The organism is Streptacidiphilus monticola, from assembly GCF_042658505.1.
Lineage (GTDB): Bacteria > Actinomycetota > Actinomycetes > Streptomycetales > Streptomycetaceae > Streptacidiphilus > Streptacidiphilus monticola.
The window spans coordinates 24,476-40,360 of record NZ_JBHSQJ010000147.1; the positions used below are offsets into that span (position 1 = coordinate 24,476).

The 15,885-nt window shown below is 73.0% G+C and carries 17 protein-coding genes and 1 riboswitch; of the genes, 10 read left to right on the forward strand and 7 right to left on the reverse strand.

Going from position 1 to position 15,885, the window contains the following annotated elements; all coding sequences use genetic code 11:
- Positions 1-55 precede the first annotated feature (55 nt).
- Positions 56-649 (forward strand): DUF998 domain-containing protein, encoded by a 594-nt coding sequence (locus tag ACFP3V_RS28480; RefSeq protein WP_380589543.1) that lies wholly within the window; start codon positions 56-58, stop codon positions 647-649.
- On the opposite strand, the gene ACFP3V_RS28485 is transcribed toward ACFP3V_RS28480, so the two are convergent.
- Together ACFP3V_RS28485 and ACFP3V_RS28490 are read right to left on the reverse strand one after the other, a co-directional pair.
- A complete protein-coding gene (locus ACFP3V_RS28485; RefSeq protein WP_380589546.1) occupies positions 589-1,251 on the reverse strand; it encodes a DUF6256 family protein in 663 nt (220 codons plus the stop codon). The genes ACFP3V_RS28480 and ACFP3V_RS28485 overlap by 61 nt on opposite strands.
- Before the next feature lie 230 nt (positions 1,252-1,481).
- A complete protein-coding gene (locus tag ACFP3V_RS28490) occupies positions 1,482-2,162 on the reverse strand; it encodes a GntR family transcriptional regulator (protein WP_380589548.1) in 681 nt (226 codons plus the stop codon).
- Between the two features lie 120 nt (positions 2,163-2,282).
- On the opposite strand from ACFP3V_RS28490, the gene ACFP3V_RS28495 reads away from it, so the two are divergent.
- From ACFP3V_RS28495 to ACFP3V_RS28505, 3 genes are read left to right on the forward strand one after another with little or no spacing between them, the layout of a single operon-like run.
- Positions 2,283-3,062, forward strand: a complete 780-nt coding sequence (locus ACFP3V_RS28495; protein WP_380589549.1) for a (Fe-S)-binding protein — start codon at positions 2,283-2,285, stop codon at positions 3,060-3,062.
- Entirely contained in the window at positions 3,059-4,495 is a 1,437-nt protein-coding gene (locus ACFP3V_RS28500; protein ID WP_380589552.1) for a LutB/LldF family L-lactate oxidation iron-sulfur protein, read from the forward strand. Before ACFP3V_RS28495 ends, ACFP3V_RS28500 begins: the two co-directional genes overlap by 4 nt.
- A complete protein-coding gene (locus tag ACFP3V_RS28505; RefSeq protein WP_380589555.1) occupies positions 4,492-5,166 on the forward strand; it encodes a LutC/YkgG family protein in 675 nt (224 codons plus the stop codon). Before ACFP3V_RS28500 ends, ACFP3V_RS28505 begins: the two co-directional genes overlap by 4 nt.
- Before the next feature lie 3 nt (positions 5,167-5,169).
- Here ACFP3V_RS28505 and ACFP3V_RS28510 read toward each other — a convergent pair whose 3' ends face one another.
- Positions 5,170-5,775 (reverse strand): TetR/AcrR family transcriptional regulator, encoded by a 606-nt coding sequence (locus ACFP3V_RS28510; RefSeq protein ID WP_380589558.1) that lies wholly within the window; start codon positions 5,773-5,775, stop codon positions 5,170-5,172.
- Between the two features lie 120 nt (positions 5,776-5,895).
- Between ACFP3V_RS28510 and ACFP3V_RS28515 the strand changes: the two genes are divergently transcribed.
- The gene (locus ACFP3V_RS28515) at positions 5,896-6,459 is read left to right on the forward strand and encodes an NAD(P)H-dependent oxidoreductase (protein WP_380589561.1); all 564 of its coding nucleotides are present in this window, start codon (positions 5,896-5,898) and stop codon (positions 6,457-6,459) included.
- Between the two features lie 25 nt (positions 6,460-6,484).
- Here ACFP3V_RS28515 and ACFP3V_RS28520 read toward each other — a convergent pair whose 3' ends face one another.
- Positions 6,485-7,357 (reverse strand): NAD(P)-dependent oxidoreductase, encoded by an 873-nt coding sequence (locus ACFP3V_RS28520; RefSeq protein ID WP_380589730.1) that lies wholly within the window; start codon positions 7,355-7,357, stop codon positions 6,485-6,487.
- An 89-nt stretch (positions 7,358-7,446) separates the two neighbouring features.
- Here ACFP3V_RS28520 and ACFP3V_RS28525 point away from each other — a divergent pair, with 89 nt between their 5' ends.
- Together ACFP3V_RS28525 and ACFP3V_RS28530 are read left to right on the forward strand one after the other, a co-directional pair.
- Entirely contained in the window at positions 7,447-7,902 is a 456-nt protein-coding gene (locus tag ACFP3V_RS28525; protein WP_380589564.1) for a GNAT family N-acetyltransferase, read from the forward strand.
- A 39-nt stretch (positions 7,903-7,941) separates the two neighbouring features.
- Complete coding sequence (locus ACFP3V_RS28530; protein WP_380589567.1) at positions 7,942-8,544, forward strand: TetR/AcrR family transcriptional regulator; 603 nt, start codon at positions 7,942-7,944, stop codon at positions 8,542-8,544.
- Here the strand turns inward: ACFP3V_RS28530 and ACFP3V_RS28535 are convergent.
- On the reverse strand, positions 8,528-8,935 hold the full coding sequence (locus ACFP3V_RS28535; protein WP_380589570.1) for a PPOX class F420-dependent oxidoreductase: 408 nt from the start codon (positions 8,933-8,935) through the stop codon (positions 8,528-8,530). The two genes, ACFP3V_RS28530 and ACFP3V_RS28535, sit on opposite strands and share 17 nt — an antisense overlap.
- A 426-nt stretch (positions 8,936-9,361) precedes the next feature.
- A riboswitch (cyclic di-AMP (ydaO/yuaA leader) is annotated at positions 9,362-9,523 on the forward strand.
- On the opposite strand from ACFP3V_RS28535, the gene ACFP3V_RS28540 reads away from it, so the two are divergent.
- Complete coding sequence (locus tag ACFP3V_RS28540; RefSeq protein WP_380589573.1) at positions 9,522-10,727, forward strand: glycoside hydrolase family 16 protein; 1,206 nt, start codon at positions 9,522-9,524, stop codon at positions 10,725-10,727. (Overlaps the previous riboswitch by 2 nt.)
- Before the next feature lie 16 nt (positions 10,728-10,743).
- Here ACFP3V_RS28540 and ACFP3V_RS28545 read toward each other — a convergent pair whose 3' ends face one another.
- Positions 10,744-12,402 (reverse strand): amidohydrolase, encoded by a 1,659-nt coding sequence (locus ACFP3V_RS28545; protein ID WP_380589576.1) that lies wholly within the window; start codon positions 12,400-12,402, stop codon positions 10,744-10,746.
- Positions 12,392-13,855: a purine-cytosine permease family protein gene (locus tag ACFP3V_RS28550; protein WP_380589579.1), complete on the reverse strand. Its 1,464-nt coding sequence runs from the start codon at positions 13,853-13,855 to the stop codon at positions 12,392-12,394. Before ACFP3V_RS28550 ends, ACFP3V_RS28545 begins: the two co-directional genes overlap by 11 nt.
- Positions 13,856-14,034: 179 nt before the next feature.
- Here ACFP3V_RS28550 and ACFP3V_RS28555 point away from each other — a divergent pair, with 179 nt between their 5' ends.
- Both ACFP3V_RS28555 and ACFP3V_RS28560 read left to right on the forward strand, forming a co-directional pair.
- A complete protein-coding gene (locus ACFP3V_RS28555; RefSeq protein ID WP_380589582.1) occupies positions 14,035-14,721 on the forward strand; it encodes a TetR/AcrR family transcriptional regulator in 687 nt (228 codons plus the stop codon).
- 316 nt (positions 14,722-15,037) lie between these two features.
- Positions 15,038-15,832, forward strand: coding sequence for a lysozyme family protein (locus ACFP3V_RS28560; protein ID WP_380589585.1), 795 nt, complete (start codon positions 15,038-15,040; stop codon positions 15,830-15,832).
- Positions 15,833-15,885 lie beyond the last annotated feature (53 nt).

Sequence of the window (15,885 nt, forward strand, 5' to 3'; positions counted from 1 at the left end):
CCGTGCCCGCCGGGGCCTCCGGGCGACTCCAGAGGGGGCGTTTTACGGTGTTTTGATGCGACTCGTTTCGTGGTGGGCCCTGATCTCGTCGGCCTGCGCGCCTGTCGTCCTGGTGGGCGGCTGGACGGTCGCCGAGCGGCTCTACGGACCCGGGTACGACTGGTGGACGGACACGATCAGCACCCTCGCCTCCGACGGCGCCGCCGGGCGCTGGGTGATGACCGCCGCCGTGATCGGACTGGGCATCTGCCACCTGATCACCGCCATCGGCCTGCGCGCCGCGTCCCTGGCCGGCCGGCTGGCGCTGGCGGCGGGGGGCGTGACGGCGTTCGTGCTGGCCTGGTCGCCGGAGCCGCCGAGCGGCGGCTCGCTGCGCCACGGGTGGGTGGTCGCCATCGGCTTCACGCTGCTCGCGCTCTGGCCGGTGCTGGCCGCGCGCGGCCGGCCGCGCGAGAGCGTGCCGTGGACCTTGCGCGTCCCCTCGGCCGTGGCGGTGACGGTACTGCTCGCGCTGGGGGCCGTCTGGTTCGTGCTGGCGCTGCGCCACCACGGCGCCGCCGGGCTGGCGGAGCGGGTGCTGACGACGGCTCAGTCGCTCTGGCCGTTCGTGGTGGTGGCTTCCTGTCTGCGTTCCACTTCGCGGACCTGACGGGTGGTCACCACCCAGGACGCGAGCAGGAACACCGGCAGGGAGACGGCGAGCAGCAGCAGGCCACCGGTGATGGCGCTGGACAGGAAGTCGCCGGACTGCTTGGCGATGCCGTAGTAGTAGCCGATCGAGACCGCCATCAGCAGCAGGTAGCCGCCCCCGGCGGTGATCACCACCTGGCGCACGAACCCGGGCCAGCCGGTGCGGGGGAGGCCGGGCCGCGCGCGACCCCGGGCGGACCGGAGCAGGCCGGCGGCGAGGGCGGCCATCAGGACCAGGTAGCCGAGCAGCATGGGCAGGATGTCGGAGCGGAGCAGCGGGCCGCCGCCCGGGGTGCTGGGCGGCCCGGTGTCCGGCAGGCCCTCACCCTCGGGCCCGCGCAGGAGGAAGTGCCAGCCCCGGACGAAGGCGTGCCACCCGAACCAGAGCCAGAGGGCGAAGAGGGCCCATCTGCCCCAGACGCTGCGCATGACCGCGCGGAGGGTGTCGCTGAGGGTCGGGAAGCCGTCCCCGACGCGGACGAGCCCGAGGCCCTCCCAGGCGAAGAGCGCGCCGAAGAGGAGGGCCCAGACGAGGTAGCCGATCCATCGGTGTGTACCCATTGCGCAGCCGCCTCCACGAGCCACGAGCCAAGATCTGCCCCGTGCACCATCGTGCATCGCGCCCCCGCCAGGGGCGCGAGGAACTGCGCGAGCGACACACCACCCGGGGAGGTTCGTCCCCGTGTGCGGGTCGGACCTCCCCGGGTGGTGGGCCGACCGCGCCGGGGGCACCTCCCGCCGTGGGGGCACCGCCGGCCGAAGGCCGGGGGAGGGTGCGGATCCTCGCGCCCCTAACGGGGCAGCGTGGGCGGCCGCTGCAGGCCGATGCGGGCGCCTACGGCGCCGATGTGACGGATGAGCAGGTCCCTGGCGGCGGTCCGGTCCGCCCGGGTGAGGGCGCGGGCCAGGGCGGTGTGCTCCTCGATGTCCGCGGTCACGTGGGCCGGCTGGGACGTGGACGCCGCGGAGACGCGGATCTGCTGGTCCCACAGGGTGGCGTGGGACGCCGCCAGCACGCTGTTGCCGCCCGCCCGCATCAGGCAGGCGTGGAACTCCCGCGCCGTGTCCAGGGTCTGACGGGACGACGGGCCGCCGGCCGCGTCCGCCTCCCGGGTGGCCAGTGCCAGCAGCTCCTCGCCGGTCGCGCGGACGACGGAGTCGTCCTGCTGGGCGAGGGAGTCCAGGGCGAACAGTTCCATCAGCAGCCGCGCCTGGAGGACCGCCGTGGCCTCGCCGGGGCTGACCGGGACGACCATCGCGCCGCGCTTCGGGTACAGGCGCAGGAACCCCTGGGCCTCCAGGCGCAGGAAGGCCTCCCGGACGGGGGTGCGGGAGATCCCGAGCTCGGCGGCGACGGAGCCCTCGGAGAGCAGCTCGCCGCCGGGGTACGCGCCGTCCAGCAGGCGGCCGCGCAGGTGGGCGTAGGCGAGGTCGGCGGCGGGCAGGGACTTCGGGACGGACCCATTCGGCATGGACCCATTCTGACGTGCGCCGACGCATCCTGCATCCATGCTTGCATCTATGCTTGCACGCATGCTTGCATGAGGACGCCGACCAGGCCTCCCGCGACGGCACAAGAAAGGTGGTCCGGTGTGCGCACCGCGCTCTTCGTGACCTGTCTCAACGACGCGCTCTTCCCCCGTTCCGGACAGGCGGCCGTTACCCTGCTGCGCCGGCTCGGCGTGGCGGTGGACTTCCCGCCGGGGCAGAGCTGCTGCGGGCAGATGCACTGGAACACCGGCTACCGCGCCGAGACGGCCCGGCTGGCCCGGCGCTTCGTCGAGGTCTTCGGCGGGTACGACGCCGTGGTCGTGCCGTCCGCCTCCTGCGGCGGGATGCCCGCCGAGGCGTACGCGCTGGCCGCCGAGGGGGCGGGCGACGCCGGGCTGGCGCGGGAGGCGCGCGAACTCGCGCCCCGCGTGCACGAGCTGACGGCGTATCTGACCGACGTCCTCGGCGTCGAGGACGTCGGGGCCTACTTCCCGCACCGGGTCACCTACCACCCGACCTGCCACAGCCTGCGCGCCGTGCCGGTCGGGGACCGGCCCTACCGGCTGCTGCGCGCGGTCGCGGGGGTCGACTTCGTCGCACTGCCCGCGCAGGAGGAGTGCTGCGGCTTCGGCGGCACCTTCTCCGTCAAGAACCCCGCCGTCTCCGGGGCGATGAACGGGGACAAGGCGCGGCACGTCGTGGAGACCGGCGCCGCGGTGCTGGCGGCCGTGGACAACTCGTGCCTGATGAACATCGGCGGCCGGCTCGCCAAGGACGGCCACGCCGTGCGCACCATGCACCTGGTGGAGATCCTGGCCCGGACCCGGGAGGACGGGCCGATGCCGGGACTCCCGCTCGCAGCAGGGGAGTTGACCCGATGAGCCGCACCTTCGTCGGCTGGCCCGCGTTCCCGCGCGCCGCCGAGGCCGCCACCAGGAACGAGCAGCTGCGGGCCAACGTCCGCCGTGCCACCGGGACCATCCGCGGCAAGCGGGCCAGGCTGGTCGCCGAGCGGCCCGACTGGGAGGCACTGCGCGACAGCGCCGCCGCGGTCAAGGACGAGGTGCTGGCCCACCTGGACAGCTACCTGCTCCAGGTCGAGGAGCGGGTCACGGCGGCCGGAGGCACCGTGCACTGGGCGCGGGACGCGGAGGAGGCCAACCGGATCGTCACCGGTCTGGTGCGGGAGACCGGCGCCCGCGAGGTGGTCAAGGTCAAGTCGATGCTGACCGAGGAGATCGGCCTCGACAACGCGCTGGAGGCCGCCGGGATCAGCGCGCGGGAGACCGATCTCGCGGCAGCCATCGTGCAGTTGGGCGACGACCTGCCGTCCCATGTCGTGGTCCCCGCGCTGCACCGGAACCGGGCCGAGATCCGCGACATCTTCGTCCGCGAGATGGGCCGCCACGGCCGGCCCGCCCCCGAGGGGCTGACGGACGACCCGCCGCAGCTGGCCGAGGCCGCGCGGCTGCACCTGCGGGAGAAGTTCCTCAGGGCCGAAGTGGCCGTCAGCGGCGCCAACTTCCTGGTCGCCGAGACGGGGACGCTGGTCGTCGTCGAGTCCGAGGGCAACGGGCGGATGTGCCTGACGCTGGCGGACACGCTGGTGTCCGTGGTCGGGATCGAGAAGGTGGTGCCCACCTGGCGCGACTTGGAGGTCTTCCTGCAGCTGCTGGCACGCAACGCCACCGGCGAGCGGATGGCGCCGTACACCACCACGTTCACCGGGGTCACCCCCGGCGACGGGCCGCAGACCTTCCACCTGGTCCTGGTCGACAACGGGCGCACCCGCGCGCTGGCCGACGAGGTCGGCCGCCAGGCGCTGCGCTGCATCCGCTGCGGCGCCTGCATGAACATCTGCCCGGTCTACGAGCGCACCGGAGGCCAGGCCTACGGCTCGGTCTACCCGGGGCCGATCGGCGCGATCCTCAACCCGCTGCTGAAGGGCGCGGACGACCCGCAGACGGCGTCCCTGCCGTACGCGTCCTCGCTGTGCGGGGCGTGCAACGAGGTCTGCCCGGTGCGGATCCGCTTCACCGACGTGCTGCTGGAGCTGCGGCACCAGGTCGCCGAGGGCGACGCCGAGGTCAAGCACCCGGCGGAGAAGGCGGCGCTGCGGGCGGTCGGCGCGGTGATGGAGCATCGGACCGCGTGGAACGCGGCGGTCCGGGCGGCGGGCCTGGCCGGGCCGCTGGTGCCGAAGAAGAAGCTGCCGGGTCCGCTGGGCGGCTGGACCGACAGCCGCAGCGTGCCGGAGATCCCGAAGGAGTCCTTCCGCGCCTGGTGGAAGCGGACGGACGGAGGAACCAAGTGAGCGGAACGACGAGCGCCCGCGAGGACATCCTGGGCCGGATCCGGGCCGCGACGGCGGGGCTGCCCGAGGGACCGGTGCCGGTGCCGCGGGAGTACCTGCGGCACGCGCCGGGCGTGGCGCCGGAGGACCGGGACGCGGTGCTGGAGCTGTTCGCCGAGCGGTTGGCGGAGTACGGGGCGGCGGTGCACCGGACCGGGCCGGACGGCGTGGCGTCCGTGCTTGCGGTGGCACTGCCGGCGGGGCGCGCCGTGGTGCCGGAGGGCTTCCCGCAAGCGTGGCTGGAGCAGTGGGCGGGCGAGGCGGTGGCGGACCGGCCGCCGCTGCCGCACGCTGAACTCGACGGTCTGGACGCGGTGCTCACGACCTGTGCGGCGGGGATCGCGGACTCGGGCACGATCGTGCTGGACGCCGGCCCCGGCCAGGGGCGGCGGGCCGCCACGCTGCTGCCGGACCTGCACGTGTGCGTGGTCCGTGCCGGGCAGGTGGTGTCCTCGATGCCCGAGGTGCTGGGCCGACTGGATCCGCGCCGTCCGCTGACCTGGATCAGCGGGCCCTCCGCGACCGCGGACATCGAGATGATCCGGGTCCAGGGCGTGCACGGCCCGCGGCGGCTGACCGTGGTGCTGGTCGAGGACGGCGAGGGCGCCCGTCACGCGGAAGGGACTGACTGAGCGTCAACATCGGTGCGTGATCCGGCGGACCAGGTCCCGCCAGCCGCGCTCCAGATCCTCCACGGACCTGCCGCGCTCGGTGAGCAGGTACTTGACCTGGCTCGGCTCGAAGAACCCGAGCAGGACCTGCGTCAGTTGCTCCACGTCCCCGCCCACCTTGGCCTGCTGGAGCAGCATGGCGATGTGCGTCGCGTGCACCCGGGCCGGACCGACGCCCAGGCGCTTGACCGGCTCCCGGCTCGCGGCCACGAAGACGTCGAGGTGCCGCTCCAGGTGCCGCAGCAGGGCCGCGCCGAAGGCTTCGAGCCGCTCGACCGGCGGGGCGCCCGGGCCGAGCGGCGGCGGGCCGAAGATGAACGCCTGCTGGAAATCCCGCTCGCCCTGGTCGAGCAGGGCGTACATGAGCCCGGCGCGGTCGCCGAAGCGGCGGAAGACCGTGCCCTTGCCGACGCAGGCGGCGGCGGCGACCGCCTCCATCGTCACGTTCTCCGCGCCCTGCTCCCGCACCAGCGTCTGGGCGGCTTCCAACAGCTTGGCGCGGTTGCGCGCGGCATCGGCCCGCACGACGGGCGGGGCGGAGAGGGAGAGGGGCAGCGGCTCGGACGGCATGGAAGCAGCGTAGCGCGCGGGGAAGACAAATGGACCCTGGTCCGTTTAGTGTGTTAGAAATCAGCAAGCGGACCTCGGTCCGATTGCCCGCCCGCAGCTATCCCCTTGCTTGGAGTTCCCATGTCCGTCAAGATCGCCGCTCTGGTCGGCAGCCTCCGCGCCGGCTCGCACAACCGCCAGCTGGCCGAGGCCGCGGTGAAGGTCGCTCCCGAGGGCGTCGAGGTCGTCATCGTCGAGGGCCTGGCCGACGTCCCGTTCTACAACGAGGACATCGACGTCGAGGGCGCCGCTCCGGCCGCCGCCGTCGCGCTGCGCACGGCCGCCGCCGACGCCGACGCCTTCCTCTTCTTCTCGCCCGAGTACAACGGCACCATCCCGGCCGTGCTGAAGAACGCCATCGACTGGCTGTCCCGCCCGTACGGCGCCGGCGCGCTGTCCGGCAAGCCGGTCGCCGTCGTCGGCACCGCCTACGGCCAGTTCGGCGGCGTCTGGGCGCAGGACGAGGCCCGCAAGGCCGCCGGGATCGCCGGCGCCAAGGTCCTCGAGGAGGCCAAGCTCTCCGTCCCCGGCTCCGTGGTCCGCTTCGCCGAGACCCACCCGGTGGACGACGAGGAGGTCACCGGCCAGCTGGTGACCGTGCTGGAGCAGGTCGCCGCCGCGGTGGCCGCCCCCGCCGCCGCCTGAGCAGCGCCACGCGCCTGACGTCCCGTCAGTTCGGCCCTGCGCCCGGATCCTCCGGGCGGGGGGCCGTCCGCGCTTCCAGGGCGTGCAGGACAGCGACCATGTCCGCCTCCCCGTGGCCGAGGGCGACGGTCTCGCGGAACAGCTCGTGGCACACGTCCAGCAGGGGGGAGGCCGCGCCCGCCGCCCGCGCCGCCTCGGCGACCAGCCGGTTGTTCTTGAGCACGTCCAGCGCCGCCGCCTGGGCCGCGAAGTCGCGCTTGGCCAGCTTGGGCGTCTTCATGGCCGAGACCGCGCTCGCCATCGGGCCCGCGCCCACCACGTCGAGGAAGAGCCGGGTGTCCAGCCCGCTGCGCTCGGCGAGGTGGAAGGCCTCGGTGAAGCCGGTGACCGTGGTGATCAGGAAGAGGTTGACGGCCAGCTTGAGCCGCAGCGCCTGCGGCGGTGTGCCGCAGTCGAAGACCTCCCGGCACAGCGGTTCCAGCAGCGGGCGGACGGCCGCCACGGTTTCCGGGTCGCCGGCCAGCATGCCGATCAACTGGCCGGTGGCCGCGGGCACATGGGATCCGGAGACCGGCGCCTCCAGATAACTCCCGCCCGCCGCGCGGATGTCGGCGTCGAGCCCGGCCGAGTACGCGGGCGCGGTCGTGCCCAGGTGCACCACCGTGCGCCCGGCCACCAGGTCCGCGAACTCTCTTGTGCCGCGCCGCAGTACGGCGTCCATCGCCGCCTCGTCGGCGAGCATCAGCATCACCGTCCGCGCCTCGGCGAAGACCTGCGCCGAGGAGGCGGCGACCCGCGCGCCGGCCTGCCGCAGCGGCGCGCAGCGCGCGGGCGTGCGGTTCCACACCAGCAGGTCCGTGCCCGCCGCCGCGAGCCGCAGCGCCATGGGCTGCCCCATGATGCCGAGTCCCAGGAATCCCACGTCCGCCACGGCCGAACCTCCGCGCCCGCTTGCTCGCTATGACGAGCGTCATAATAATCAGGTCTATGACCGTTGTCATAGACCGGCCGCGCGGCCGGGACGAACTGGACGGGCTGGTCGCCGCCTGCTCGGCGGAGACGCTGCGGCAGCGCTTCTGCGGGCAGGTCGGCGCCCTGCCGCCGCGCTACGCGGCGGGGGTGCTCGCCGGGCCGCCCACGCGCCACGACGCGCTGGTCGCCCGGGCGGGATCGGCGGTCGTCGGCCTGGCCAGCCTCGTCGCCGAGGGGGACGACGCCGGCGAACTCGGGGTGCTCGTGGCGGACGCCTGGCAGCGGCGGGGCGTCGGCCGGGCGCTGACCACCGCGCTGCTGGAGCGGGCCCGCGACCGGGGGCTGAAGCGGTTCGGGGTGCTGGTGCTGCCGGGTCGGACCCGGCTGCTGGCCTCGCTTTCGCGGCAGTGGGAACTCGTCGAGTGGTCCATCGGCCCGGACGGGACGAGCTGTGTCTATAGGCTGTTCTGAGCCCGCGTCAGCAGGGCCCCGGCGCACAGGAGGTGGATGATGGGCACGTCGCAGCGCGGCCCGCGCGAGCGGATGGTTTTCAGCGCGGCACAGCTGATCCGCCGCGACGGGGTGGGCGCCACCGGCATGCGCGACGTGGCCGCCCACGCGGAGGCCCCGCGCGGCTCGCTGCAGCACTACTTCCCGGGCGGCAAGGAGCAGTTGGTCGCCGAGGCGGTCACCTGGGCGGGTGACTACGCCGCCCGGCGGGTCGCCCGGTTCATGGCCGCGATGGCCCAGCCGACGCCCAGCGGGCTGCTGGCCGGCATGGCGGGGCAGTGGATCGACGAGTACCTCGGCGTGGGCTTCGCCTCCGGCTGCCCGGTGGCCGCCGCCACGGTGGACTGCGCGGACGCCGTCGACTCGGTGCGCGCCGCGGCGGCCGACGCCTTCGCGGCGTGGGCGCGTCCGCTGGCCGAGGCCCTGCGCGAGATGGGCGTGCCGGAGCAACGGGCCGGGTCCCTCGCCACCGTGATGATCAGCGCCGTCGAGGGTGCCATCCTGATCGCGCGCGCGGAACGGGACGTGCGCGCGCTGGAGGCGGTGGTCGAGGAGGTCGGCCCGCTGCTGGACGCGGCGGCGGGGATCAGAGCCGACCGGTGATCTTCTCCGGCTTGACCCGGACGACCAGGCGCGGTCCGTCGTTGACGGAGTCGGGGTTGAAGTCGATGTAGTCCTGGCCCGTGTACTTGCGCGCGACCCGGTTGAGGACGCTGTGGTCCGCGTCCTCGGTGACCTCGGCCGTGCCGCGGATCTCCGCGTACAGGAAGGGCGTGGCCGGCGGGTTGACCATCACCGTGATGCGCGGGTCGCGCAGCAGGTTCCGGCCCTGCTGCCGGGTCGAGGTGGTGGAGATCAGCAGGTCGTCGCCGTCCCGGAGCACCCAGACCACGGTCAGGTGCGGACGGCCGTCGGGCAGCACGGTGGCCACGGTGGCGTAGGGCTTCTCCTCGTCCAGATACCGGACGAGCCCCTCCGAGAACTTCGCACTCACCGTCAGTTTCCTTTCGCCGGTGGACAGCTGGCCATCGGGCTCAACGCGCGGCCGGGCGAGGCGATTCCGGCGAGTGCCGTGTCCGGACAGATCCACCGTGTCGCGGCGCCCGGCACGGCACCGCCAGCCTTCGGCCCGGGGGCCCCACGCCGCGTTGTCGGGCGCGGCCGAGTACATCCGGTACGAGGGCGGCCCTCCGCCTTGCGACCTTCCCCCAGCCTTCGGCCGGGGGGTGCCCCCGGACACCGCAGCCCCGCGAACCTGTCCGGACACGGCACCAGCCGTGGGTCGGCGGGATCGGTGGGGCGGATGTGACCAGAAGCACTTTGTAGATGATCTAAAAATCTGCCTAAGGTGCGGGCGTCCGCGACCCACGCGCGGACGCCCGCACCTGGCACGCCGAATCCTGTCCGCCCGGTCGCGGGGTGCGCCCGAGAACCGAGCACGGACAGGAGCGGGGGAACCGAGTACTGCGCCGGGAGCGGACACGCGCCCGGCTCGGGGTGAAGTCGCGCGCACCGCTGCGCGACCGGGCACCTCCCGCCCGAACCCGACAGCTAACTCCGCAGGCGTCGGAGGAGAACCCATGCCCCGCACGCCCGCGGCGCGGGCCGGCATCGCCGCGCTCGCCGTCACCCCCGCCCTGCTCCTCGCCTTCGCCGGCCACGCCGGCGCGGCCACCTCCGCGCCGCGCCTCGCCGAGGACAGCCTCAGCCCGACCAGGGCCACGCCCGGCCACGCGGTCACCGCCACCCTGCGCGTCCACGCCACCTCGTCGGCCTGCACCACGGTGCGGAGCCTGGGCGTCGCGGTCCGCGACGCGAAGGGGAACAACGTCGACTTCCCCGGCTGGAAGAGCAACGTCCGCGTCTGCCCGGGCGGCCTCACCGTCAACGCCGGGTCCCGCGCGTTCGCGGCCGGTCGCTACTCGGTGTTCGGCGCCTACCTCGACGGCAGCGGCTGGCACAACCTGACCGCCAAGACCCTGACGGTCGCCGCCGCGGCGAGCACCCCGGCCCCGGCGCCGACCCCGGCCAGCACCCCGACTCCCACCAGCACCCCGACGAGCACGCCCACCGGGACCGCGTCGACCGCGCCCTCCGGCAGTGTCGCCGGCGGTTCACTGGCCTGGGACGAGGAGTTCAACTCCCTTTCGCTGGGCTCCCGTTGGAAGGCCGACACGTCCTCCGCCTACCGCTACGGCACGCACAACCCGGACGACAACAAGCTCGACTGGCTGGACCCGAACGACGTGTCCGTCTCCGGCGGCGTCGCCACCTTCACCGCGCAGCCCAGCGGCCACACCCTGGAGAACGGCAAGCAGGCCTGGACCACCGGGCTGCTGACCACCGAGGGCTCGCAGGAGAACTTCCAGGTCCGCACCGGCGACTACGTCGAGGCGCGGGTCAAGCTGCCCAGCGTGCAGGGCGCCTGGCCGGCCCTGTGGACCTGGAAGAACGGCGGCAGCGAGATCGACTCCTTCGAGTACCACCCGGACAACCCGAACCTGCTGGAGCTGACCAACCACGTCAACAGCGGCCAGAAGTACTGGACCGACAGCAACGCGGTGAAGCCCGGCGGCTGGGTCACCATCGGCACCAAGTACGGCGCCAACTCCGTGGACTGGTACGTCAACGGCGTGAAGGTGTACTCCGACGGCACCGGTGTCGGCGCGAACTGGTCCGCCAACCTGATCCTCAACCTGTCGGTCGTGGCCGGTCAGTACCACCCCGCGCCGTCCAGCTCGACGCCGATCACCTTCTCCGCGGACTACGTCCGCGTCTACCGCTGAGCACGCCCCGGCCGACTCACTGGAGCCGGTAGACCACCTCTCCGGACGCCACGGTCAGTTCGACCGTGGCGTCCGCGGGCAGGAAGCCCGGTTCGAACAGGTCCCGGTCCAGCAGGACCAGGTCCGCGCGGGCGCCGACGCGCAGGGAGCCGGCCTGGTCGTCGTGGTTGACGTAGGCGGAGCCCGCGGTGAAGGCGTCGACGGCCGTGTCCAGGGACAGGCACTGCGCGGGCAGGAACGGGACGTTGCCCCGGTTCTCGGGGTCGATGCGGCGCACCGCCACCTCGATCTGCTCGAGGGGGTCGGCGGTGGTCACCGCCCAGTCGCTGCCCATGGCCAGCCTCGCGCCGGCGGCGTGCAGGTCCGCGAAGGGGTACTGCATCGCGGCCCGCTCCGGTCCCAGGAAGGGGATGGTGAGCTCGTCCATCTGCGGCTCGGTCTGCGCCCAGTAGGTCTGCAGGTTGGCGACGACGTCGAGTTCGGCGAAGCGCTTGACGTCCTCGGGCTGGACGAGTTGCAGGTGGGCGAGGTGGTGGCGGCGGTCGCCGGGCCCGTTGGCGGCGCGGGCGGCGGCCACGGCGTCGAGGGCGTTGCGCACGGCGCGGTCGCCGATGGCGTGCTGGTGGACCTGGAAGCCGAGCGCGTCCAGCTGCACCAGGGCGGCGGTCAGCGTGTCCTGGTCGACGTAGGTCAGGCCGTGGTTGTCGCTGACGCCGCCGCAGCCGTCGCAGTACGGCTCCAGCAGGGCGCCGGTGTGGTTCTCCAGGACGCCGTCCGTCATGATCTTGACCGAGGTGGGGAAGAAGCCCGAACCCAGGTGGGAGCGGGGTGAGTTGACGGTACGTCCGGATTCGCGGCGGGCGGCGAGGTCGTCGATCTGCTCCAGGCCGCGGTGGCGTTCCCACCACAGCGCGCCGACGACGCGGCCGGTGAGGCGGCCGTCGGCGGCGAGGGCCTGGTAGGCGAGCTGGGTGTCCGGCGTGACCCAGGCGTCCTGCCAGCCGGTGATGCCGAGGGCGTGCAGGTGGGCCTGGCCGGCGAGGATCGCGGCCTGCCACTCGTCCTGGCCGGGCAGCGGCACGACGCGTTCGTTGACGGTGTAGGCGGCGCCCTCGTGGAGGGTGCCGGTGGGTTCGCCGGTGGCCGGGTCGCGCTCGATGCGGCCGTCGGCGGGGTCGGGGGTGTCCTTGGTGATCCCGGCCAACTCCAGCGCCTTGGAGTTGACCCAGGCGCCGTGGACGTCGCGGTTGAAGAGGAAGACGGGACGGTCGGGGCAGATCGCGTCGAGGTCCTCCTTGCGGGGGGTGCCGCCGGGGAAGTGCTCCATGGCCCAGCCGCCGCCGGTGATCCATTCCTCGTCGGGGTGGGTGCGGGCGTAGTCGGCGACGGCGTCGAGGTAGGCATGGCGGTCGGGGAGGTCGTTGAGCCAGATCCGCAGCAGGTTCCGTCCGGCGAAGGGGGTGTGCACGTGGGCGTCCTGGAAGCCGGGGAGGACCAGGCCGCCGGGGGCGTGGACGTGCTCGGTGCGGGGTCCGGCCAGGGCCCGGACCTCGTCGTGCGGGCCGAGGGCGGCGACGCGTCCGTCCCGGACGGCCACGGCCTCGGCCCAGCGGTCCGCGGCGAGGCGGACCCGGGCACCGGTGATGATCAGGTCGGGGTGCGGCTCAGTGCGCAAGGTCGAGCAGTCCTTCTTCTTCGACGACACGCCGCTCCGCCCCGAGGTCGAGCGAGCGGCAGAACAGCAGGTAGAGCAGTCCGGCGACGGGGAGTCCGACGAACATGGACCAGTCGGCCCCGGCCAGGGCCTTGGCCGCGAAGCCGGTGAACGGCGTGGTCACCATGAAGGGCACCATGGCGATGATGCCGAGCAGGTAGGCCAGGTTGCCGCGCCAGCCCCAACGTCCGTACATGCCTTGGGGGTTGAAGATCTCCTTGATCGAGTACGCGCCGAGGCGGACGAAGAAGTAGTCGACCAGGTTGATCGCGGTCCACGGGGTGAACAGGTAGCTCAGGAAGATCAGTACGTTGCCGTAGAAGGTGTTGAACCGGTCCACGCCGACGAACTGGGCGACGCCCCAGACCAGCACGAACATGATGCCGATGCAGATCGCGCGGATGCGGCGGGTGGGCCGGACCGGGGAGAAGGAGTCCCGGATCGAGATCATCGACATCATGCCGCCGTACTGGTTGATCGCCATGACCGAGAGCAGGCCGAGCAGCAGCGCGGCGACCACGACCCAGCCCAGGCCGCCCAGCAGGTGGTCGGCGACCTCGCGGAAGGCGGCGACCGGCGTGGCCTCGGGCGCGGCGGCCGCGGCGACGGCCCCGAGGACGAAGACCCAGACCGCGGAGAGCCCGCTGGACAGGTAGGTCCACCAGAAGGTGGAGCGGACGCCCACGCTCGTCGGCAGGTAGCGGGAGTAGTCGGAGACGTAGGGAGCCCAGCCCAGTTGGAAGCCGGCCACGATGACGAAGACCGTCATGAACGGTCCCGCGTGGAAGGCGCCCAGGGAGAAGGCGTGCGCCGGCGGGCCCGAGTCGAACACGGCGGCCACGGAGAGCAGGGCCATCACCGCGATCAGCGGCCAGGTCAGCCAGCGGCTGACGCGGTGGATCCAGCGGTAGCCGAAGAGCGCGATCGCCGCGGCGACGGTGGCGGCGACGAAGTAGCCGTAGTTCTCGCCGAGCCCGAACAGGCTGTGCAGGGCGTCGCCGGAGAGGATGGCGTCCGAGGTGTTGTAGGCGACGTAGTTGGCGAGGGCGAAGACCCAGACCGTCAGGGCGGCCCCGAGGTAGCCGAACTGCGGCCGGGACTGCACCAGTTGGGCCAGGCCGAGCTGCGGGCCCTGGGCCGAGTGGAAGGCCATGAAGAAGGTCCCGAACAGGGACCCGAGAACGGTGGCGACCACCGTCCACATCAGCCCCGCGCCGATGCTGAGCGCGGTGACGCCGGTGGCCATGGCGGTCAGGTTGATGTTGGAGACGAACCAGAGGGCGCCGAGGTGGCGCGGACTGCCGTGGCGTTCGGCGGTCGGGATCCAGTTGATCGAGTGGACCTCGATGCCGTGGCCGGCCTCGGCGGCGGTGGCGTCCACAGCGCCGGTGGCAGCGGTGGGGGGAGCGGTCACATGGGCCTCCTGGGGGAGCGGAGGGCTGACCCGACTGGGCGCGGGCGGCTTGGGCAGGAGTCTGGGGCCTGGCCAGGGTCGTAGTCAATGGCGTTGACTATCGGAAACGGAGGGTTTACCTGGGTAACATCCCCCGGGACAACCGACCGGGCACGGACGAGTGAGAGAAGGCGGGCCCTATGCCGGCGACGCCGCAGCGCAGGGCCAGGCGGCCGCGCGGCAGCCTCAACCAGCAGGTGATCACTGACGCCGCGCTCCGCATCGTCGACGGCAAGGGGATGGACGCGCTCACCTTCGAGGCGCTCGGCCGCGAGCTGGAGGCCCACCCCACCGCGATCTACCGCCACTTCCGGCACAAGGACGAGCTGCTGCTCGCGCTCGTCGACGCCCTGCACGCGGAGGCGACCCGGGGCGGGCTTCCGGTCACCGACGACTGGGAGGCCGACCTGCGGGCGGTGGCCGGCCGGATCCACGACGCCTTCCTGGCCCACCCGCACCTCGGCGCCCTGGTCGCCGCCCGCACAGCCCGGCGTCCGCACGAGTTCGAGGTGGTCGAGCACATCCTCGGCTGCATGCGCCGGGCCGGGCTGGACGAGGCGGAGGCCGCCCGCTGCTACCGCGTCTTCGCGGACGCCGTGCTCGCCTACTCGGGGATGGAGGCCGCCCTGCACGCCCTTCCCGACTCCGCGCGGGAGGCGGACCTGCGCTCCTGGCAGACGGACTACCGCAGCCTGCCGCCGGAGCAGTACCCGCACCTGGCGGCGACCGCCGACCTCATCCCCCCGCTCGACTCGCGGGACAACTTCCCGCTCCTCGTGGAGCTGTTGATCTCGGCGATCCGGTCACGGTCCGTATACGGGCGTTAGCTGGTTCAGACCAGTTGAGACCCAGGTCACGCCCCTTTTGTGGCGTGTCGCACGTTACCGACGGTATTCCTTGTCGGTCTGTGGGCAGCGTGTGACGGTGGTTGAGGCAGGGCGAACGAAGCCTCTGCTGGGAGCCTGGCGAACGGCGCACAGCGCCTGAAGAACCGCCACCGAGAACCGCTCCCAACTGCTCGGTCGGGCCAGTCCCGATGGCCACCGGGCGAACGCCAACCCAGTTGCGGCGACGTCGACTTCGGCGAGCGCTCGGGCAGGCGTGCGTCCACGGCCAGGGCAGTCCCGCCGACATTGGAGCCTCATGCGTCTCGACAAGCTGCGTCTCGACAAGCTGCCTTTCGACAAGATCCGTTTCGACAAGGTCCGGGCGACCGCCCAGCGTGCCAACCGCCGCGTCGTCGCCGGCGCCGGTGCTGCCCTGCTGATCGGTGGCGCCGCCAGCGGTACCGCCGTCGCGCTGACCAACGACTCGTCGCATGCCCCGGCGACCACCGCGCTGGCGCACTCCAGCGCCCAGGCCGTCACCCGCAGCACCGCCGACGCCGCGAACCGCTCCATGGAGCGGACCAACCTGCAGGCCAAGGCCGCCGCCGACGCGAAGGCCAAGGCCGATGCGGCGGCCAAGGCGAAGGCCGCTGCCGCCGCGAAGGCGAAGGCCGCCGCGGACGCCAAGGCCAAGGCCGAGGCCGCTGCCAAGGCGAAGGCCGCTGCCGCTGCCAAGGCCGCCGCCGCCGCGAAGGCGAAGGCCGCCGCGACGCCGACCTACGCCAACAACCTGGACGGCTGGATCGCCCAGGCCCGCGCCATCCTGGCCGCCCACGGCGACCACGTGCCCTCCGCCGGCGCCATCAAGGCCCGCGCGCTGACCGAGTCCTCCGGCAACCCGAGCGCCGAGAACCACTGGGACTCCAACCAGGGCCTGTACGGCGGCACCTACGGCCTGATGCAGTTCATCAAGCCGACCTTCGCCCAGTGGTCGCTGCCCGGCCACAAGAACATCATGAACCCGGTCGACTCCATCATCGCGAGCGTCCGCTACGCGAACGACCGCTACGGCGACTTCACCGTCATCGCCTACACCAAGGCGGGCTACTGAGCCCCGGGCGGTTACCGACCCTGGCCCAGCGGCACGCAGCGGCCCCCGTTCCC

Excerpts from the sequence above, each read along its gene's own strand:
- ACFP3V_RS28480 (WP_380589543.1), top strand. The coding sequence starts at position 56 with ATGCGACTCGTTTCGTGGTGGGCCCTGATCTCGTCGGCCTGCGCGCCT.
- ACFP3V_RS28485 (WP_380589546.1), bottom strand. The coding sequence starts at position 1,251 with ATGGGTACACACCGATGGATCGGCTACCTCGTCTGGGCCCTCCTCTTC.
- ACFP3V_RS28490 (WP_380589548.1), bottom strand. The coding sequence starts at position 2,162 with ATGCCGAATGGGTCCGTCCCGAAGTCCCTGCCCGCCGCCGACCTCGCC.
- ACFP3V_RS28500 (WP_380589552.1), top strand. The coding sequence starts at position 3,059 with ATGAGCCGCACCTTCGTCGGCTGGCCCGCGTTCCCGCGCGCCGCCGAG.
- ACFP3V_RS28510 (WP_380589558.1), bottom strand. The coding sequence starts at position 5,775 with ATGCCGTCCGAGCCGCTGCCCCTCTCCCTCTCCGCCCCGCCCGTCGTG.
- ACFP3V_RS28515 (WP_380589561.1), top strand. The coding sequence starts at position 5,896 with ATGTCCGTCAAGATCGCCGCTCTGGTCGGCAGCCTCCGCGCCGGCTCG.
- ACFP3V_RS28520 (WP_380589730.1), bottom strand. The coding sequence starts at position 7,357 with ATGGGGCAGCCCATGGCGCTGCGGCTCGCGGCGGCGGGCACGGACCTG.
- ACFP3V_RS28525 (WP_380589564.1), top strand. The coding sequence starts at position 7,447 with ATGACCGTTGTCATAGACCGGCCGCGCGGCCGGGACGAACTGGACGGG.
- ACFP3V_RS28530 (WP_380589567.1), top strand. The coding sequence starts at position 7,942 with ATGGGCACGTCGCAGCGCGGCCCGCGCGAGCGGATGGTTTTCAGCGCG.
- ACFP3V_RS28540 (WP_380589573.1), top strand. The coding sequence starts at position 9,522 with ATGCCCCGCACGCCCGCGGCGCGGGCCGGCATCGCCGCGCTCGCCGTC.
- ACFP3V_RS28555 (WP_380589582.1), top strand. The coding sequence starts at position 14,035 with ATGCCGGCGACGCCGCAGCGCAGGGCCAGGCGGCCGCGCGGCAGCCTC.
- ACFP3V_RS28560 (WP_380589585.1), top strand. The coding sequence starts at position 15,038 with ATGCGTCTCGACAAGCTGCGTCTCGACAAGCTGCCTTTCGACAAGATC.